We start from the raw sequence: 17,664 nt of genomic DNA on the forward strand, positions 1-17,664 counted from the left end.
GCAAATCCGCTGCATAATCACAACAACCAGTTGAGCCAGACCCTCTCTTAGTTCAGGCGGCCATCTGTCCCAAAATCCCTGACGACGGACAGCGCGGGAAATCCACTCTTTACCTTTTTCAAACTCGCCGGAGTAAGCAAGAAAGATACCCAGATCCGCGAGGATCCAGGAATCATTGGGACTAAGCTCCGTGGCGTTCTTTGCGTGTTCAAAGAAGATCGCCTTGTCTTCTCCCGTCATTCTGCTGAGGATTGCCAGGGCGTAGTGCGCATCCGCATTGTCCGGGTCTTCCTCAAGTGCACGTGTGGCGGCGTCTCGGGCCTTATTTGCCCAATCCGGATCGGTGTCGAATGATCGTTTCTTAGACTCGAGATAGTTAAAGGCCAATCGCGACCAAGCAAGAGAGTAACCAGGTTCTTCCTTCACGGTTCGCAGAAGACAGTCCCGAGCCTTGCGATGCGTTTCAATGCTGAAACTTTGATAAAACCAGAATCCCAACAGATAGCATTCATAGGCTTCCAGGTTTTCCGGTGCCTTGTCGCGGATAGCCTGCTGTACAGAAGCGTTGAACAACGGGGCATCGCTTGAGCCGATTTGCGAGGCGACCTTTCTTGCAATCTCAACCTGGATATCCAGGACATTTGCGATGCTTAGGTCCATATCAAAGGGGCCCGGCGGCGTGAGTTGACGGCAAGTCCTTGCATTGATGAACGTAGTTGTCACCCGCAGTTTTGAGTCAGACCGTTGGGCCGTGCCGCCAAGTATGTAATCGGCCCGTAACGCATCCCTGATCGCTTCGCAATCTTTCTGACTGCTGAAGTCGGCGCCAGCTTCGGGAGCTATAACAAACAGGTTTGAGAACTTCGCCAACAAGGCGTTAAGATCACGCGTCAAACCTTCAGCGAAATACTCGTCTTCCTTGTTTTCCCCGATTGTTTCAAAAGGTGTAATGACAATCCGCGCACCTGACGGAAGGTCGCGCGGATCATCTCTTCCAAAGACAAAAAAAGCTGAAATCGCGGTAACTGTGGCGACAACAGCCGTCGCGGCAGTCCATCGGATCGCTGCGCTGCGCTTGGGTTTGACCGCAAGTTCCGGAGGCCAGGTCCAAACCTCGACCTTATTGGCGATATTCTTCAATTCATGGGCGCCAGCATGCGCAAATTCCGCGTCCACCTTTCCCGAAAGTTGATCGGCAACTGCTTTGGAAACACAAATGCCTCCGGGCGGTGCGGTTGCTTCCAACCGAGAGGCAATGTTGATGCCGTCTCCCAGCAGATTATCGCCATCTGCCACGACGTCACCGAGATGTATTCCGATACGAAGGTTCATGCGCCCTTTTTCCGGCAGATTGAGGTTGCGAGCTTTCAGTTCTCTTTGAATTTCCAATGCACAGCGGGACGCGTCCGTTGCACTTGTGAATTCAGCGATGACGCTGTCACCCGCGCTGCCGAACACGCGACCACCATAGTTTGAGATGAGGTCATCAATGAGTTTTCGGTAGCTCTTTAGGGTGGTAATCGTGCCCTCTTCATCACGCCCGATCAGGCGTGAGAATGCCACAAAATCCGCAGCCAGAATGGCGGTTAGACGGCGTTCCATAAGTCCCCCCGTACCACTTTAATGAAAGTTACCTGGGTTCTCGAACAAAATCTAAGTTCTTACCCAAGCTCATAACTACTCATTTGGAAAGAGATCGACCGGCCAACTTTGCCTAAACTTCAGATAGTTCACAAACGCTTAGCCGCTGCCTTCGGAGATGCGCAACGCTGTGCTATGATTTTCTGTGACCTAACCACAAAGGTACGCTTTTGATGCGACCCGAAACGCGCAATCGCATTTTGACGCTCAGTATTGTCATTGCTGTTATTGCTGCAAGTCAGAAAGAGGCCTTTGCCTCGGACGGAGAGTGTGGCGCGCCAGATGCACCTTGCACACTGGAAGGCGGTGAGTACTACGTGGCCCTACCAGATGTTCCGGATGAACCGCCTTCCGTCATTTGGTTGCACGGTTATGGACGGTCTGGGAAAGGGATGATCCAGAACTCCGCCTATGTCGATCCTTTCATCCGGCGCGGCTACGCTGTGATTATGCCGAGCGGGCAGCCCAGTATTAATAGCAAAGACCTCGATTGGGGTGTGGCTGACGGGTATGATCTGGCGCGCGATGATGTCTCCTTTGTCGGCGCAGTTCGCGCCGACGCGGTGGAGCGCTTCGGTATAGACCCGTCGAGAATACTGATCGCAGGTTTCTCCCGCGGTGGTTCGATGGTCTGGGACATTGCGTGCCAAGCGCCAGAGATGGCAAGAGGCTTTGCCGCTGCGGCTGGAGCATTCTGGGAGCCCATGACCACTGAGTGCGATGCGCCAGTTCACCTATTTCACGTACATGGCTTCAAAGACCGAATGGTGCCGTTCGAAGGCCGACAGCTGACATGGGAGGGTGTTGATTTTCACCAGGGTAACGTCATGAAGGGCTTGGATGTCTGGCGCCGCGAGAACGCCTGCTTCGGTAGCGCGGAAAACAGCTTTGGCGATGACGACTCGATGCAGAAGGACTGGATGGATTGTGAGGCAGGCTCGATCCGGCTGAAAGTCACCAAAGGTGGACACGGCGTGCCGGAGGGCTGGCGGGACGCGGTGCTCGATTGGTTCGAAGCTCTACCTTGAACATTTGAGTGCCCTTATACCCTTCGGTTGCTTTGGTCGTAGATGAATTCAGTAGCACACGAGTTGTTTGATGAAAGGGTGGGAAAATGAAAGAACAGGTTTCCGATCACTATGGTCGCAGCCGCAGACTGATCGACCAAATAGCTGATCGCCTGAAGGCCGCGGGCGTTGACCCGAAGAAACTGTGCGCCGCTGAATTTGAGCCTATCGATGAGTTCCATTTTCGAGGCAGACAGGCGACTTTGCAGTTGCTGGAGCAACTTGAGCTTACACCAGGCGCGAATGTGCTTGATATTGGTAGTGGACTGGGTGGAGTCAGTAGAACAATTGCCGAGGAAGCAAAGGCCAAGGTAACAGGCATAGATCTGACGCAAGAGTTTTGCGACGCAGCCAAAACTATTTCCGATTGGGTCGGTCTCAATGAACAAACCACGTTTATTCAGGGAGATGCGACAAAACTCTCATTTTCGGACAGCAGTTTTGATGGCGCGGTAACTGTCCACGTTGCAATGAACATCCCGGACAAGCTTGCGGTGTACAAAGAGGCCCACCGTGTCCTGAAGCCGGGAGCACGATTTGGAATTTATGACATTCTACAGGGCGAAGGTGGTGACGTCGTTTATCCGACGCCATGGGCTATGGACGCCTCGATCAGTTATCTCGCAACCCCGAAAGAAATGGTCGGCTTTCTGCAAGATGCGGGTTTTAAGGTATTGGATGAAGAAGACTCGACGACTGAAAGTTTTGAATGGCTTAAGGCGAGAATTTCGAAGCCCAAGTCTAAGAGCACCATGCCTGTTACGACACAGATTCTCTTTGGGGACATCGCCAGCGATATGGTTCAGAACCAACTTCTTGCTCTGGATGAACGTCGGTTATTGACATACCGCTTCATTTGCATGGCCTGATGCGATTGTTGCATCGACGCTCGAAATAGTCATTCTCTGCGGTGTGCGGATTGGCTGATGGCAGCCCGAAGCAGACATTCACAGTCACGCTTTTCAGTTTTGCACTAAGCCATTCACTAGGACATGCGCGACGTTCAGAAAATCATGTTGTCTTTTCCAAGCAGCGTAATTTGCGCTACCAATAGACATGAATGGAGACCGCAGACTTTCCGCAGTACTCTCGGCCGATGTAGTAAACTACTCAGGCCAGATTAAGGCAGATGAAAATAGGACTCTCAGCGAACTTCGTGTTCTACGTCGAGAGTTATTTGATCCTTTGGTTAGCGATCATCGAGGTAATGTCGTTAAAAGGATGGGTGATGGATGGATAGTCGAGTTTAACTCGGTATCTGATGCAGTACGATGCGCCCTTGATCTTCAAAGCCAGGTGTCAACTCAGTCCTCATTGAAACTACGAGTGGGCGTGCATCTTGGAGATGTCGTATTCGACGACGATGACATTTTCGGCGATGGCATCAATCTGTCTGCACGTCTACAAGAGGCTTCCAACGAAGGGGCTGTGTTAATTTCAGATGTCGTCCATCGCAGCCTTGACGAGCGCCTCGCTGAGCAATTTTATCGCGCTGGAGAGCGACAGTTTAAGAACGCGCCGTCACCAATAGAAGTTTTCCAATGGTCGCCGCCAGGTTCTGCCCCACCGCGAGTAACTCCGGCTAGCCATACAAAGTCTCTGCTAATCGGTGTCTTACCTTTCGATAATCTTTCTTCTGACCCCGATCAGGAGTTTTTTGCAGATGGAATTACCGAAGAGATCATCACCACTTTATCAAAACTCCCGAATTTACTGGTCGTCGCGCGTAACTCTACATTCGTCTACAAAGGTCGCTCCGTTGACGTGAAACAGGTCGGTCTGGAGCAGGGTGTCGATCTTGTTCTTGAGGGAAGTGTCCGTCAAAGCGGTAACCGGGTGAGGATCACAGCACAGCTAATCGATGCAAAGTCCGGCATGCATATTTGGGCAGACCGCTATGATCGCCTCATTGAAGATGTATTCGAAGTTCAGGATGAAATCGCACTTAGGATTGCAACCGAGCTTCAAGTCGAACTGTTGGCGGGAGAAATGGCTCGTTTCAGAGGATCCGGCACAAATAACCTAGGCGCGTGGACTGCTCAACTAAAGGCCGTTGAGGCTTCGCGCAGAATTACCAGGGAAGCTCAGGCCGACGCTCGCCGATTTGCACAACAGGCAATTGCACTCGACCCGGGTTACTCGGCTCCGTATTGTACTTTGGGATTCATTTGCACTGTCGAAGCACGACATGGATTTGTTGCTGACCGGCGTGCCGCGCTAGCGGAGGCTCGTGACTGCGCTCAGCGGGCTCTGGAAATAGACAGCTACAACCCAGAGGCTCACGCTATTGCGGGTTTTGCGGATGCAATCGATGGCAAGCTGGTTTCGGCTATCGAGAAGTTCAACGAGGCACTAGCGCTGAATCCAAACCACGCTGACGTGGCTGCCAGACTGTCAATCACCCTAGCTTTCAATGGCCAGGCAAATGAAGCGATCCAAGTCGCACAACAAGCCATTACCCTGAACCCTCACTATCCAGGTTGGTACGCAGGCGTTCTGGGTTTAGCCCTTCGACTCGACGGTCAATACGAGGAAGCCAAGAAAGCATTCACCGAATATGGTCAGAGGGTTGAAGGCTTTGGTCACCTCGACCTCGTAATCGTCCATGTAGAGACGGAGAACCTTGAGGCCGCTCGCGATGAAGCACGGAATGTGATGAAATACCGCCCTCAGTTTTCCATATCGGACTGGGCGAATACTCAACTTTTCTCTGACAGAAAAAGGCTGGAGAAAGACTGTGCGTCTTTGCGACTAGCCGGTTTGCCTGAATAGAAGCAGGGTTTCGCTGTAGCAGGATGGTTTGTGATGGAAACCAATCTCACACGTTTCCGATTTGGGTTCGTGATGGCCTTGCGCTTCTAGGCGCCTTGGCGGTAGGCCGCAGCCCAAACCGGATACTCACAAATGGGCCTAGCAATTTCCCAGCTGCGGAGGAAAGCTGCCCTTCGCGGTTAAACAAACCAAGTTGATAATTTTGGCCGATTACCCGTAGGAACTTGAAGCTTAATTTATTTGATCACGCGGGCTTTATCAGTGTTTCCAGATATTCTCGAGTGTCGGCATCCCACGAGCTGGGGTCTTCTCCATGGGCAACCACCGCGTGGAGCTCCATGAGTTTCCATACTTCATCTTTGGTCGCTGCGATCACTTTGCCTGGGCAGGCCTCCATGCCCTCGCAATCCTTGCAGGCATATGAATAAACAGTGTTCATCGCTTTCTCCTCAGTTCGCTCGGAAAGTTGATTAAAACTCGGGAAACGTCGGCAGCCCGTCGTCGAGTTTTATCCATGGCTGCTGATGTGATACGAACACGTGGGCCTTGGGCTGCGCAATCGACGGGTCGTCCAACGTCACAGCAGAAAACCAAGCGTCAGCGCTCCAGTCTTGGCCCTCAACTTCATTTAGGGCGGCATAGGTCAACGTCGTTCCACAGTCCCGACAAAACCCGCGGCGAATACCCGGAGTTTTCTCAATGTGTTGGATTTCGCCTTTGATAACGGCGAAGTCTTCGGCGGCTACCTTAGTCCAAGTTGCAAAGGCGCCACCAAGAGCCATTTGACATGAACGGCAATGGCAATGTCCCGACCAGACAGGTGGTGTCGCGATCTGGTAACGAACAGCACCACAGTAACATCCACCTTGAAGTTTTTCCATCGTATCAAGATCTCCTGGCATGCGGCTAGGTTGACATCGGTACTAGAGCATCCGCTCCAATACTTCGTAATATCTGAGCAGATTTCACTGTTAATAGTGTCAAGAATGTCGATATCATGCGACTCAAATAGTCTAACCAAATATTAGAAAATCTACAGCATGGACTGGCTGCACCTTCCCCCGATGAACGCTTTGCGCGCTTTCTCAGCAGTTGCGGAAGCAGGGAGTTACACCGTGGCGGCTGAACACTTGAACGTGACCCAAGCGGCTGTCAGCCAGCAGGTGAAATCGTTGGAAAGGCACTTGGGTATAGCTCTTGTTGCTAAACGTGGGCGCAGCATTGAATTGACAGAGCCAGGCATCATTCTTGCGCGTGAACTGGGTATCGGCTTTGAAATTATTGGAAGGGGTGTCGAACGACTGGCAGAACACACAGCCCAGCGCCCCGTTCAAGTGACAATGTCACCAGCATTCGCGGTGGAGTGGCTATTGCCGAGAATGGCAGAGTTTCAACGTGAACATCCAGAGATCACTTTGATGCTAAACCCAACTTCGGAACTGGTTCAGATAAGACCAGGCGGCATCGATGTCGCCATTCGGTATCACGACAGACGCATGCCGAGAAAAGAGGAGGATACTGTTCTTGTCTCCGACATGGTCGTGATCGGAGCACCTTCACTTGTGGAAGGCCAAGATCTGCGTGACCCGGCCACTCTGACAAAGCTGCCTTGGTTGCAGGAACTAGGCACCAACGAGGCGGCCGACTGGTTCACCTATCATGGGGTCGTACCTCTCGAGCCATTGACGATCAATCACATGCCGGGGAACCTGATCATGACTGCGGTTCGCCGGGGTGACGGTATCACGTATTCTGCCAGAGCTTTTTTCGAGGACGATCTGTCATCTGGCCGGATGATTGAATTGTTCTCTGAGCCTCTCTTCGGCGTCTACTACATCCAGACTCAAGCAGAATTTCAGCGCCCAGAGGCTAAGGTGTTCGTCAACTGGCTTAAATCTCAGTCGCAAGTCGTATCGAGACACAACTCTGGAAGCTGAGACGTATCTATTTACTCCTCTGCTCTGTTTGCTCAACACCGTTGGTTTCGCCTTTTTTAAGGCTGCTTTGTAGAGGAGCCCGCTGCGATCAGAGCCGCCATCCCTCCATCGATGAACTGCACGTTTTGAAAACCCATCGCAGTCAATACATTTGCCGCTGCCGCGCCTCGGTAACTAGGAGCGCCGCCACAGGTGGTGAAAATTCGCCTTCCACGATCCTGTAACTCTTGAGATCTGTATTCACTTTCAAGGTCTGCCATCCAAGCGACGGCGCGACCAGGAGCCGGAATTGCTCTGGGGCTGATACCTGTGGCCGCCATTTCAGCGCTATCCCTCACGTCCACCACAAGTGCGTTGGGGTCTTCGATCAGTACTGCCAGCGCGTCAGTTGCTGAAATCGGATTTGCTTTGGATATTTCCTGAGTTTCCATTTGTGCGAATGTTAAGACCATGTTGCCCCCCGACTGCAAATCTTACGCAATGCTACCATGCGGTTGATTTACCGCAAAACGGCATCCAAGCGATGCTTGGCAGTCTTGTGGTCGCCCAGACGGTTGCCATCAACGAAGTTAAACGAGTCCCGGTCTAGGGCAGAAGCGGGCCTCGCAAATAGCCCGGCCATTGCTGTTGATCAGTGATTATTCGGCGGCCAAAGCCTTCTGCCTGCAATAACACGATGCCTTGATCGGCACCTCGGCGCGGGCAGTGGCCTTGTCCAGTTGTAGCTTGATGTGGGCGGCTTCGACCGTTTCACCGCGCCTGGTGAGACATTCGTGCAGGCCATGCAGGCTCCAGACGTTACCCGGATGCTGACAGGCCCGACTAAGCGTTGCATCCAGGCCAAGGTCTGCACGGTAAACAGCTTCGGCTTCCTCCATCTGGCCCTGTTCAAGAAGAAGAGCACCCAGCGCATGACGGGTGGGTTGCATCCAGCCCCAGGGCTCGTCGTATGGCAAGTTGTCGTCGATCTCGACTGACTTTCGCAGATGGTCAAAGGCCGTCTCATACTCTCCTGCGTGATAGGCCAGCTCACCCAGCATCATTTGCTCAGCGACCTTCAGAATGTCCTGGCATGTGTTGTTGAACAGCATTCGGGTCTCAGGAACTCTGGCCAGAGCATCATAGAACATGGCTTTTTCACTCTCGGCTTCGGCGACCCTGTGTAGGTTGGCCAAGGCAACCGTCCTTGCGTACCGCATCATGGCAATGGTCACGCTGTAAAGCTCTTCATCCTCTGGCAGATCCTGATTGAGAATATCCTGCCAGCGACCAAACCTGATCAGCACATGTTGCTTCATTGGTATGAAGCCTTCAAACCAGTCCGCCATCGGCCGAAGAGTGTCTGACGGCAAGGTGTCGATCAGCTCATCGGCGGCTTCGATTGCTGCCGATGGTTGCCCCAAGAACATCGCACCGTATATTTTAAAGTGATAGTTGTGGCACCGATAGACGGAATAGAAATTGTCAGGGCCTTCGCGCTTCAGAAACTTGCGATCTGCCAATATGGCTTTGTGATTGCGCAGTACCACGTTCATGTAGTCTCCGCACAACACGTCGATATGGGTCGGCATGTGCAACAAATGCCCGGCCTCGGGCACCAGCGTGCTGAGCACATCGCCGTGACGCAGTGCCCGTTCGGGGTGGGGCGACATTTCCATCATGTGAATGTACATGTGCAATAGTCCTGCGTGCTCCCATGCTCCGTAAAGTGTATCGAACGCATTTTCGAGCACGGATATTGCCTCGAGCGTATCGGCCCCTTCGGCGGGCTTTCCGGTCGGCAAATCCCAAAGCTGCCAAGGTGTCCGGTTCATGAGCGACTCGGCCAGAATCGCAGACACGTCCAGGTCCTGATCGAATTCGGAGTGAACCTTTCGCATCGCATCAGCGAAGGCATCATTCCACGGGCTGAAATCATCAATATCCGATGAGGATGGATAACGCGCTGGAATGGCATCGATTAGCGCGCGTTCAACAGGCGTCAGCCGGTCCTTTAACGACGCAGCAGCCTGGATTGACGCTTTCGCCAAGGCGATACAGTCAGGCTTCTCGTCTTCTTCGAATGTTTCCCAGGGCTTGTTGTAGTTCGGCCCAATACAATACGCGATGCCCCAGTGCGCCATTGCGCAATTTGGATCCGCAGCCACGGCATTCTGAAAGCAAACAATCGCTTCTTCGTGGTTATACGCGTAAGTCCAAGCCAAACCACGATCAAACCAAAGCTGGGCTTCGTCCGACGAGGTTGTGATCTTTCGGCTGTAGCTACCGAGATCATAGTATTCCATCACAATAACCCCCAAATTAAAGGTAGGAGATTACCACAATTGGTTGTTTCTCGATACTAGCGACATCAAAGCCGATCCAAGGCATAGACCCGTCTTATTTGAGTTCCATTAGATCGAAGCACTCTTCTGGGCGACTGATCAGCTTGTTGGCCGCGTGAGTGACGCGCAGTCCAATCCCTCCACAGTAGCCCACCGACAAGACCACAAACACCGCTCGCACAATCCTAAGACGGGCTTTTGAGAAAGCTGATGTTAGCAGTCAGATTGGTCTTTTCCGCCAACTATCACTTTTGGGGCTTGGTAACGTCGTGCGACAGCCTCCGTTCTAAGTGGCGTTGAAAACGTGTAATTTGCGCTCATTGCGGGCGTCAAAAATGCGGGCACCCTATCCTTCTAGCGTGGCAACTGCATGGTCGTGAGAGGTATGCGGTCGATGCATGTTGAGAATGCGTCGAGCTTCATTCGATTGTCCTGAAATTGCCAGAGCATGCGCCAATGAAAACTCAATAATGTCGCGTTGCGCCCGGCTACCACCAAGGCGTTCGTGCTCAGACATGACCCTGACGAATTTCTCAATCGCTTCATCCGCATTTCCATCCGCCAACGCACGGAATGCGCCTGCGACCGAAGCAACGGTGGGGCCTGCGGGTCCCTTTGCGCCGTCAATGGTTGTTTCCAGACGCTCTCTGTTTCCAGCCATCGCATGCGCAAGAGCAGCGTGAACATCCGCAAAAGCCAAGCCAGGTGAAGGAAAGAACTGAACAGCATAGTCGCTGAGTTGTTGCCAACGCTCCTGAGGAATTTGCTCGCCAGTCAAAAAGGCGCGGTGAACAATTGCCACACTATCAGTCAAAACGTTCAGTGGTGGCGCAGGAGGTCGGTCGGGGGAAACATAATCATCGAACAGCTTCCACATACCTGCCACATCGCCGCTCTCAAGCGCCCACAGAGCGACGTGCCAGCTGAGATGGCAGTGCAGATACGCTGTGAAGGGATAGTCTTGCCAGAATTCGCGCAGATAAGCGTAGCCAGCGTCCGTCTCCCCGTTCTCATAGTAGAGATGGGCCCTGACATGTGCACTGTGTGCGCTGTCTGGCTTCAACTCAAGCGCGCGCTCGATGTTTTCCGCGGCCGGGCCGATCTGTCCGGCCTCCATCTGGGCAAATGCGTGCTGGCAGAGAAACCACCAGTCGTCGCCATAGTGTGGCTTCAACAGGGTTGTGTACGCAAGCTGCTCCGCCTCGCGTCCAGCCTGACCTGAAAACCCTATTAAGCCAAATACGCTGGTACATGTCTGAGCAAGCAAAATATCTCGCGGATGGTCTGTGACGTGATCTCGGATGCGCCTGTAGGCCTGCGGTGCACGCCCCTCAATGAGATCGCTGATAATGTCGATCTGGGCGGCTTCGCGCGGGCTGACGCCATGCGACAGTTCCTTTGCGACGGCTATTTCACGCTTTGCATCTTGTGCACGCCCGACAGTAACAAGGTAGCGCGCAAGCCCAACATGGGGCATGGCAAAGCTATCATCTGCCTGCATTGCAGAACGGTAAGCTTCTTCAACATCATCAAAAGCACCCAGAAATCGGTCGATGCCTTCAACGTAGGCGTCTCGCGCAGTTTGTGATGTGGTCGTTAGCGGGCTTCCGTACCGATCTTCAAGCATCCAAACCTTCCACTATCTGTACCAAACCTGTCCGTCAGTGAGCTATATGAGCATGCCTACCCATAAACGAGTCAAAGGAAATCGACGTTCCGAGGCGCGATGATTTCAGCATCCGTTTCTTTCAGAAGTCTCATTAAATCATCAACATGCCGTTTAAACCATATTTGCTATATCAAATCCCGATTTTCCAAAATTGGACTCCGAAAGCAATTTTGGGGATTATTCCATACGGCTCGACCCGCGTCCGGTTAGAGGAGAACGTAGGTATGACAACCCAAACTCGCCCGCTCATTGATACGGCTTGGTTGGCAGATAACCTGACTAACCCGAAACTACGCATCATTGATGTTCGCTGGAAGTTTAGGGAGGAAAACGGCAAGGGCGTGGCCTATGACGATAGGAGCGAGTTCCAAGCCGAGCACATTCCTGGCGCCGTGTATGTTGGCATGTCGACAGAGCTTGCAGACAGCACTCAGAACACTCCCGACATGATGCTCGGGCCAGAGGATTTTGGGAAAAGGATGCGCGAGTTGGGTGTTTCCAACGACAGTCATGTCTTGGTCTACGATGACTCCGGGCTTCCGTTGGCGTCTGCGCGTCTTTGGTGGGCACTTTCGCACTATGGCCATAAAAACGTGCAGGTCTTGGACGGCGGCTTGCAGCAATGGAAACTCGAAGGTCGAACCACTGAAACTGGCGATCCAACCGTTGAGCATGGTGACTTTGAACCAACAGTGCAGAGCAATTGGATTGCCCGCCAAGCTGATGTCTTGGATGCGATGGGTAAGCCCGGGGTCAGAATTGTGGACTTTCTACCAAACGACCTCTTCCGAGGCGACGGAGTTCACACATGGGGAGGTCGCTCGGGACATATCCCCAGTGCGGTCAACATACCGGCGATATCGAACATCGATCCGGACTTGGCACACACACCCATATCCGAACGTGCAGCTAAACTAAAGGAACGTGGGTCATTCAAGTTGGCGGATCATTCCAAGCTCCTCAAGCACTATCAGGACAAGGGAATTCAAACTGACGATGAGGTCATCGCCTATTGCGGCCGTGGCATAGCTGCTTCTTGTGGGCTCCTTGCGCTGCGCCAAATGGGGTTTGAAAAGTCCCGCCTGTATGATGGTTCATGGGCTGAGTGGAGCGCCGATGAGAGCCTGCCGGTTGAAACATCGTGAGACTACGATTTTGGGTCACTGAGGGTGGTCCGTTTTTGACGCGTTGCTAGGAGGATTTTTTGATGACGGACAATTTTCGGCTGACCAAAGAAGCTGCGCAGAAGTACAACAACCATAGTGTGCCTGCGATGTTCGGCCCATTGGCTGAAGCAACCATGGAGAAGGTTCAGCTTCGAAGCGGGACTTGTGTCATCGACATTGCATGCGGCACCGGGGCTTTGACGCGAGAGATTGCAAGGAAACTGACGGGCGAAGGGCGGGTGGTTGGCGTAGATCTGAACGAAACCATGATTGAGGTCGCGCAGTCCAATCAGCCGGATTGTCGTCATGTGCTCGAGTGGTATGCAGCAGATGTAACCGAGTTACCTTTCGAAAATGCTACGTTTGACTATGCCTTCATACAACAGGGGCTTCAGTTCTTCCCCGACAAATCCGCCGCTTTGCAGGAAGTTCATAGGATCTTACGCAATGACGGTCAGCTATTTTTGACATGTTGGCGCGCAGTGTCGCCCTTCAATGGAGCGCTTGCAAAAGCTCTCGAACGGCATGTTGGAACAGATGCCGCAGTAAAAGCCAGAGCGCCTTTTTCGTTTCGAGATGGGGACCTCATTTCGAACTTGTTGGTCGATGCAGGCTTCAAGATAGCTCGTCACGAGCCATTGGTACTTGAGCGAAGATTTATTGATCTTCGCGCGCAAATCATGGCGCTGCCAATCGAAACCGATCTTAGGGATGCAGGTGCTGACGTCACCAACAAGGTCGTGGAAGAGGTTGCAGACGCCTTGTCTAGATATGAAAAAGAAGGCGTATTGCACGTACCGCAAGAAGCGCACCTATTTGTCGCCGCGGCATAGGTCAACGACCACTGACTTAGTTCTCCATTACGATCTTTGCAATGGTCGAAAGACAATGCGGCATTAGTGGCGGCCGAGCCTGGCTCCGCGTTGACGGTTGAGTCTGCATCAAACTATACTTTTGCCATGGCTAGTGGAAAATACATCGACGATTTGTCGGTTGGCGAAACCTTCGAAACCGGAGGCGTTACGCTGACCGAGGGAGCGATTATTGACTTCGCACTGGTTCATGACCCGCAGCCCTTCCACGTTAACAAAGTGGCTGCCGCAGAGTCGATTTTCGGCGGTCTCATAGCCAGTGGATTTCAGACAATAGCGCTTACTTTCAGGTTGTTCCGCGACACTGGTGTACTTACCGGCACCAATCTGGGTGGACATGGTATGGACGAGGTGCGGTGGCTGGCTCCTGTGTATTCCGGTGACACGATCAGCGTGCGCGTCACGGTTGAGGCAATTACACCATCACGTTCGAAGCCCGACCGGGGAACGGTCAAATTCCGATACCAGACATTTAACCAGAACGATGTTGAAGTTCTTAATCTGATCATGCACCACGTGATGGCATATCGGAGTTAAGGCAGTTTGCAGCGACTTGGGCGCGCCGATCAATTTGACCTCCCATTGTCTTCTCCAAGAGTATCCTGGGGCTCGTCGCATAAGGCTTCTATTCGCAATTGCGGTCTTGGCGCACATGCAAAAAAGCTTGTTCGCGTGTTCTCAATCCTTTTTGCCTAAATAACTACTTGTAGATTGCCGCATAGCGAGGTGCGAAGAACTTAACGAAGGCTCTAACCTCTGGCCGACGATAGGCTTCCGGCGAAATGAGCATTAGGTGCGGCACCGCAAGTTCAGGGATTTCGTCGAAACATCGGATAAAAGACATGTCTGTTTCAACCAGCTTGACATTGCTGATCCCAAGACCTTGCCCTGACCTGATCGCCGCATGCATTAGCTCCAGTTCAGTGAAAGACATGACGATCTGGTCCGGCTCCACGTGATTGGTCAACCATTCGTGGAATACATTTGGTACATCGTCCCGCTGAAAGGTAACAAACTGATGCCCGTCCAGATCATTAGTTGACCCCGGTAAGCCAAATTTGTCCGCGTAATTTCTGCTGCCGAACAAAGACCAGCGGGCCGTGCTGATCTTCCGGCAAATCAGGTCAGGATCGGGATCGGTTCTTGCAAGGCGCAAAGCAATGTCGGCCTCGCCCGCCATCAGGTCCAGCGCCCGAACGCTGGATAAAAACTCGAATGCGACATCCTGATTGTCGGCGGAAAACTCGTTTACGATTTCAATCATGCGTGCGGAGAAGTTTGCCGAATAAGCGGTGATACGGATGGGTTGTGTCGACGTCAATTCCTTCGCGCAATCGGCAAATTCGAGGACTGAAGCCTCGATTGCCTCGGCTAGGGGAGCGAGGCGAAGCGCTTCTCGGGTCGGCTTAAACCCGTGCGTACCGCGCTCAAACAGCGTCAACCCTGTTTCTCTTTCGAGAACATCAATGCGTCGGGCGACCGTTGGTTGGGAGACCGTTAGCTTTCTAGAGGCCGCAAGCGTCGATCCTTCTCTCAAGACAGAGAGGAACACACGAATATCCGACCAATTTCGGAACCCATTCTTCATTTTTGTAGAACAGCACAATTTTGTGCCGGATACCAGAAAAACAGGTGAACAGTTACCTTTGTTGCGACAGCGCAAGTAACTCGGAAAGGACCATGAGATGGCTTCCCATACAATGTCACCCAGCATCTGGACCGTATTTGGTGGACTGATCGGTTGGACCAAGAGAGCCTGCCCCGAAGCCCGGAAGCCGCGGCCTACAGCTGACGATTTTCACGCTGAACGCGACTATATTAATGACGTGATCTGGAGTAATCCCGATGCGTTTTCGAGTGAGCTTGACGTGCAGAACATGGTGAGTCTTTATCCAGGAAGGTTCTGACGACACTTGGTGACAATCGGCCGAATAAGGCGATTAGATCACGCCAAATGCAGCTGCAAGCTGGAAGTGGCAGCCACGCACCTGTGTTGTAGCCATTGAGTAAGTACCAATACGAGACTTTCATGAAGCCCGCGAAAGAACCCAGGCCGATTTACTTAGCTCAATCACCCCTTTTTGCGCACCACGACAACAAATTGGGTCATCGAAAAAAAGAAGCGTCCAGTCCTTGCAAGGCTGAGCTGCTCATCAAACCACGATTGCGCAACTGCGGGATCAACATGGTCATTTGCGACAGTGTATTGCTTCATGAGGTGCATCATCATGATTGCGAGGCCATCAGGCTTCAACTGGTGATCCGTCATTGTGAACGACAAGACATCTTCCACACGGTCGCCGCGAGCCTTTATCAGCGCGGGCAGTCTTTCCGGGACGGAACCACTCACAAAGTGCTGGTTCCAGGATGTCAGCATCTTTTGCATTCTGTCGGGCTCATCGCTGAACCAGATCAAGCTGCCAAAGTGTAGATCGCTGATGACGAGGCGCCCGCCGGGTTTGACGCACCGCAGCGTGTCAGCCAACGCACCGTCTACGTCTTCGATGTACTCAAAGACCTGTACCGAGACGGCCTTGTCAGCACTCTCATCCTCAATGGGCAAGCTATTTGCGGCACCAGCACGAAACTCCACGTTTGCGTAGTCGCTGCACCGTTCTCTAGCAGCTGCCGTCATGTCAGCGCTTGGGTCGATCCCGATGACATAGCCATCCGAGCCAACTGCCCGGGCCAACTCAACTGTTAACATCCCGTTGCCACAACCGATGTCCAAAATAGTTTCACCAGGAGCCGGGCACAGCGCATCAAATGAAGCCTGTCTTCGCCGCGTCAGTTCTGCGCCTTGATAGGCGATTTCAAGTAATTTCGTTGTTTCAGCGTCAAATTTAAGCAACTCTCCACCCTTACAAAGCCCACATGCCCCCAAAACCTTATCAGAAATTGAGTTATCTACGAAAAGCAGGACGGATCGTTGAGGCTTGAACATGGATCCACCAACAATAAATGAATGCGCCGACTTGATCCGACGAATGATTTAACCCCGAGAGCGAAGGACGCATCTGCCGCTCTATCGGACCAGCTTTTCGTGGCGTTTCGAACGTTAGAACAACATCAATTCAAGGGATGTCGAGGCCGTTCTCTCGTCCGAAATCGGTATAGAAGCTGTCACTGCGGCATCGGTTTAAAGTGGCTTCGTCCGCTTCTCTTGGGTCGGTGCCAGGGCTTTGGACACCTGTTCCTTCTATGAAGCGGTTCACGAGATTAAAGACACCGCAAACTTGGATAGCATCGAACAACGCACTCTCCGACCAGCCTGCCGCATAGACCGCTTTGGCGTCTGCTTCCGTCATTCGGGATGGAGAGACAGTAAGCTTTTCGATGTATGCCAGCAACGGTTTGAGACGATCCTCGACGGGAGCCGTATCGCGGTTTTCCATCAGTGCCTCGATTGTCTCGACTTCAATACCGTAGGCTTTGGCGAAAACGATGTGCGCCCCATGACAATACGCGCAAGCATTCAAGCCAGAGACATAAGCTGCGATTAGTTCACGTTCAGCAACCGTGAGATCGCTCTCGCCCCTCATCACAAGACTTTCGTACGCGCACAGCGGAGAAAGCTTGTCTGGAAAGGCTTGATAGACACTTCCAAGTGTCGCGTTCTCCGGCAGAGATGGAAACAGGCGTTTCATTTAATTCTCTTTCAATCTTGCTATGGATTACGTTTCTCAAAGTGAGGAACCAACGTTGTTTACGCAACCTTAAAGCAATTTCGGGTTCCGCTCAGAGATTCTGTTGGGATATTGCGAACGGTAAGTTTGCCAGACGACACCCCCAACTTGTTGCTGCTTGGTTAAAGGCAATTTCATTTGAGCCGTTCTCGCAAATTCGCAAAGTCAGCATTCTGCGCATCGCTGACGTAGTACAGTCAGGATGCTGCGCAGCAGAGAATTGAAGCTTTGCCCGATAAAGCGGAAGTTGGCCCGAGCCATCTCAACATCCGATTTCGGTGTAGTGGGTAGCTCTCGAAAAGTCTTCGACGTGCGATGCTCACCGAAGCCCGTCAAATCCGCGATGGACTAGTGTTGTTTCAATATTTTCGGCATGGGCCGGCACTTCTAGTGGTCTTGGTCTTTGTTCTACTTTTGCACGCTTATGCCTCCTGATTTTGGTGTCTGACGTCAGCACCAATGGGACAGTTTAAGTAGATTTGATAAGAGAGGGTTTCTGGCTCATCGTAACCGCCAAGGAGTGGAGATGA

At 52.4% G+C, this 17,664-nt stretch carries 16 protein-coding genes; 7 read left to right on the plus strand and 9 right to left on the minus strand.

What is annotated here, in order from left to right; translation table 11 throughout:
• On the minus strand, nt 1-1,602 hold a 1,602-nt coding region (locus ACR0MV_RS21280; protein ID WP_480703687.1), incomplete at its 3' end, for an adenylate/guanylate cyclase domain-containing protein.
• Nucleotides 1,603-1,814: 212 nt separating this feature from the next.
• Here ACR0MV_RS21280 and ACR0MV_RS21285 point away from each other — a divergent pair.
• From ACR0MV_RS21285 to ACR0MV_RS21295, 3 genes are all read left to right on the plus strand, one after another.
• Nucleotides 1,815-2,669, plus strand: coding sequence for an alpha/beta hydrolase family protein (locus ACR0MV_RS21285; protein ID WP_170352238.1), 855 nt, complete (start codon nt 1,815-1,817; stop codon nt 2,667-2,669).
• An 86-nt stretch (nt 2,670-2,755) separates the two neighbouring features.
• The gene (locus tag ACR0MV_RS21290) at nt 2,756-3,577 is read left to right on the plus strand and encodes a class I SAM-dependent methyltransferase (RefSeq protein WP_170352237.1); all 822 of its coding nucleotides are present in this window, start codon (nt 2,756-2,758) and stop codon (nt 3,575-3,577) included.
• Between the two features lie 187 nt (nt 3,578-3,764).
• Complete coding sequence (locus ACR0MV_RS21295; RefSeq protein WP_480703688.1) at nt 3,765-5,480, plus strand: adenylate/guanylate cyclase domain-containing protein; 1,716 nt, start codon at nt 3,765-3,767, stop codon at nt 5,478-5,480.
• A gap of 244 nt (nt 5,481-5,724) precedes the next feature.
• Here ACR0MV_RS21295 and ACR0MV_RS21300 read toward each other — a convergent pair whose 3' ends face one another.
• On the minus strand, nt 5,725-5,919 hold the full coding sequence (locus tag ACR0MV_RS21300; protein ID WP_170352236.1) for a DUF1059 domain-containing protein: 195 nt from the start codon (nt 5,917-5,919) through the stop codon (nt 5,725-5,727).
• A 31-nt stretch (nt 5,920-5,950) separates the two neighbouring features.
• A complete protein-coding gene (locus ACR0MV_RS21305) occupies nt 5,951-6,361 on the minus strand; it encodes a GFA family protein (protein ID WP_170527591.1) in 411 nt (136 codons plus the stop codon).
• 159 nt (nt 6,362-6,520) lie between these two features.
• Between ACR0MV_RS21305 and ACR0MV_RS21310 the strand changes: the two genes are divergently transcribed.
• Nucleotides 6,521-7,417: a LysR family transcriptional regulator gene (locus ACR0MV_RS21310; protein WP_170352234.1), complete on the plus strand. Its 897-nt coding sequence runs from the start codon at nt 6,521-6,523 to the stop codon at nt 7,415-7,417.
• Nucleotides 7,418-7,473: 56 nt separating this feature from the next.
• Here ACR0MV_RS21310 and ACR0MV_RS21315 read toward each other — a convergent pair whose 3' ends face one another.
• From ACR0MV_RS21315 to ACR0MV_RS21325, 3 genes are all read right to left on the minus strand, one after another.
• The gene (locus ACR0MV_RS21315) at nt 7,474-7,869 is read right to left on the minus strand and encodes a rhodanese-like domain-containing protein (RefSeq protein ID WP_058282238.1); all 396 of its coding nucleotides are present in this window, start codon (nt 7,867-7,869) and stop codon (nt 7,474-7,476) included.
• 186 nt (nt 7,870-8,055) lie between these two features.
• Nucleotides 8,056-9,702 carry a hypothetical protein gene (locus ACR0MV_RS21320; RefSeq protein WP_480703689.1) on the minus strand — a complete coding sequence of 549 codons (1,647 nt, stop codon included), beginning with the start codon at nt 9,700-9,702 and terminating at the stop codon, nt 8,056-8,058.
• Nucleotides 9,703-10,087: 385 nt separating this feature from the next.
• Nucleotides 10,088-11,368, minus strand: coding sequence for a tetratricopeptide repeat protein (locus ACR0MV_RS21325; protein WP_170352231.1), 1,281 nt, complete (start codon nt 11,366-11,368; stop codon nt 10,088-10,090).
• A 266-nt stretch (nt 11,369-11,634) separates the two neighbouring features.
• Here ACR0MV_RS21325 and ACR0MV_RS21330 point away from each other — a divergent pair, with 266 nt between their 5' ends.
• The 3 genes from ACR0MV_RS21330 to ACR0MV_RS21340 all read left to right on the plus strand — a co-directional run bounded on the left by ACR0MV_RS21330 (nt 11,635) and on the right by ACR0MV_RS21340 (nt 13,985).
• The gene (locus ACR0MV_RS21330; protein ID WP_480703690.1) at nt 11,635-12,555 is read left to right on the plus strand and encodes a sulfurtransferase; all 921 of its coding nucleotides are present in this window, start codon (nt 11,635-11,637) and stop codon (nt 12,553-12,555) included.
• A 62-nt stretch (nt 12,556-12,617) separates the two neighbouring features.
• The gene (locus ACR0MV_RS21335) at nt 12,618-13,409 is read left to right on the plus strand and encodes a methyltransferase domain-containing protein (RefSeq protein ID WP_170352229.1); all 792 of its coding nucleotides are present in this window, start codon (nt 12,618-12,620) and stop codon (nt 13,407-13,409) included.
• Between the two features lie 126 nt (nt 13,410-13,535).
• Nucleotides 13,536-13,985: a MaoC family dehydratase gene (locus ACR0MV_RS21340; protein ID WP_170352228.1), complete on the plus strand. Its 450-nt coding sequence runs from the start codon at nt 13,536-13,538 to the stop codon at nt 13,983-13,985.
• Between the two features lie 163 nt (nt 13,986-14,148).
• Here ACR0MV_RS21340 and ACR0MV_RS21345 read toward each other — a convergent pair whose 3' ends face one another.
• From ACR0MV_RS21345 to ACR0MV_RS21355, 3 genes are all read right to left on the minus strand, one after another.
• Nucleotides 14,149-15,162 carry a LysR family transcriptional regulator gene (locus ACR0MV_RS21345; RefSeq protein WP_480703691.1) on the minus strand — a complete coding sequence of 338 codons (1,014 nt, stop codon included), beginning with the start codon at nt 15,160-15,162 and terminating at the stop codon, nt 14,149-14,151.
• Between the two features lie 357 nt (nt 15,163-15,519).
• Nucleotides 15,520-16,392 carry a methyltransferase domain-containing protein gene (locus tag ACR0MV_RS21350; protein ID WP_254429039.1) on the minus strand — a complete coding sequence of 291 codons (873 nt, stop codon included), beginning with the start codon at nt 16,390-16,392 and terminating at the stop codon, nt 15,520-15,522.
• 130 nt (nt 16,393-16,522) lie between these two features.
• Nucleotides 16,523-17,095: a peroxidase-related enzyme gene (locus ACR0MV_RS21355; protein WP_170352226.1), complete on the minus strand. Its 573-nt coding sequence runs from the start codon at nt 17,093-17,095 to the stop codon at nt 16,523-16,525.
• Between the last annotated feature and the right edge of the window lie 569 nt (nt 17,096-17,664).

It is taken from the genome of Ruegeria sp. BC3 (assembly GCF_056539265.1).

Excerpts from the sequence above, each read along its gene's own strand:
- ACR0MV_RS21310 (WP_170352234.1), top strand. The coding sequence starts at position 6,521 with ATGGACTGGCTGCACCTTCCCCCGATGAACGCTTTGCGCGCTTTCTCA.
- ACR0MV_RS21335 (WP_170352229.1), top strand. The coding sequence starts at position 12,618 with ATGACGGACAATTTTCGGCTGACCAAAGAAGCTGCGCAGAAGTACAAC.
- ACR0MV_RS21320 (WP_480703689.1), bottom strand. The coding sequence starts at position 9,702 with ATGGAATACTATGATCTCGGTAGCTACAGCCGAAAGATCACAACCTCG.
- ACR0MV_RS21300 (WP_170352236.1), bottom strand. The coding sequence starts at position 5,919 with ATGAACACTGTTTATTCATATGCCTGCAAGGATTGCGAGGGCATGGAG.
- ACR0MV_RS21355 (WP_170352226.1), bottom strand. The coding sequence starts at position 17,095 with ATGAAACGCCTGTTTCCATCTCTGCCGGAGAACGCGACACTTGGAAGT.
- ACR0MV_RS21290 (WP_170352237.1), top strand. The coding sequence starts at position 2,756 with ATGAAAGAACAGGTTTCCGATCACTATGGTCGCAGCCGCAGACTGATC.
- ACR0MV_RS21345 (WP_480703691.1), bottom strand. The coding sequence starts at position 15,162 with ATGCTGGGTGACATTGTATGGGAAGCCATCTCATGGTCCTTTCCGAGT.
- ACR0MV_RS21315 (WP_058282238.1), bottom strand. The coding sequence starts at position 7,869 with ATGGTCTTAACATTCGCACAAATGGAAACTCAGGAAATATCCAAAGCA.
- ACR0MV_RS21350 (WP_254429039.1), bottom strand. The coding sequence starts at position 16,392 with ATGTTCAAGCCTCAACGATCCGTCCTGCTTTTCGTAGATAACTCAATT.
- ACR0MV_RS21305 (WP_170527591.1), bottom strand. The coding sequence starts at position 6,361 with ATGGAAAAACTTCAAGGTGGATGTTACTGTGGTGCTGTTCGTTACCAG.
- ACR0MV_RS21285 (WP_170352238.1), top strand. The coding sequence starts at position 1,815 with ATGCGACCCGAAACGCGCAATCGCATTTTGACGCTCAGTATTGTCATT.
- ACR0MV_RS21340 (WP_170352228.1), top strand. The coding sequence starts at position 13,536 with ATGGCTAGTGGAAAATACATCGACGATTTGTCGGTTGGCGAAACCTTC.
- ACR0MV_RS21325 (WP_170352231.1), bottom strand. The coding sequence starts at position 11,368 with ATGCTTGAAGATCGGTACGGAAGCCCGCTAACGACCACATCACAAACT.
- ACR0MV_RS21295 (WP_480703688.1), top strand. The coding sequence starts at position 3,765 with ATGAATGGAGACCGCAGACTTTCCGCAGTACTCTCGGCCGATGTAGTA.
- ACR0MV_RS21330 (WP_480703690.1), top strand. The coding sequence starts at position 11,635 with ATGACAACCCAAACTCGCCCGCTCATTGATACGGCTTGGTTGGCAGAT.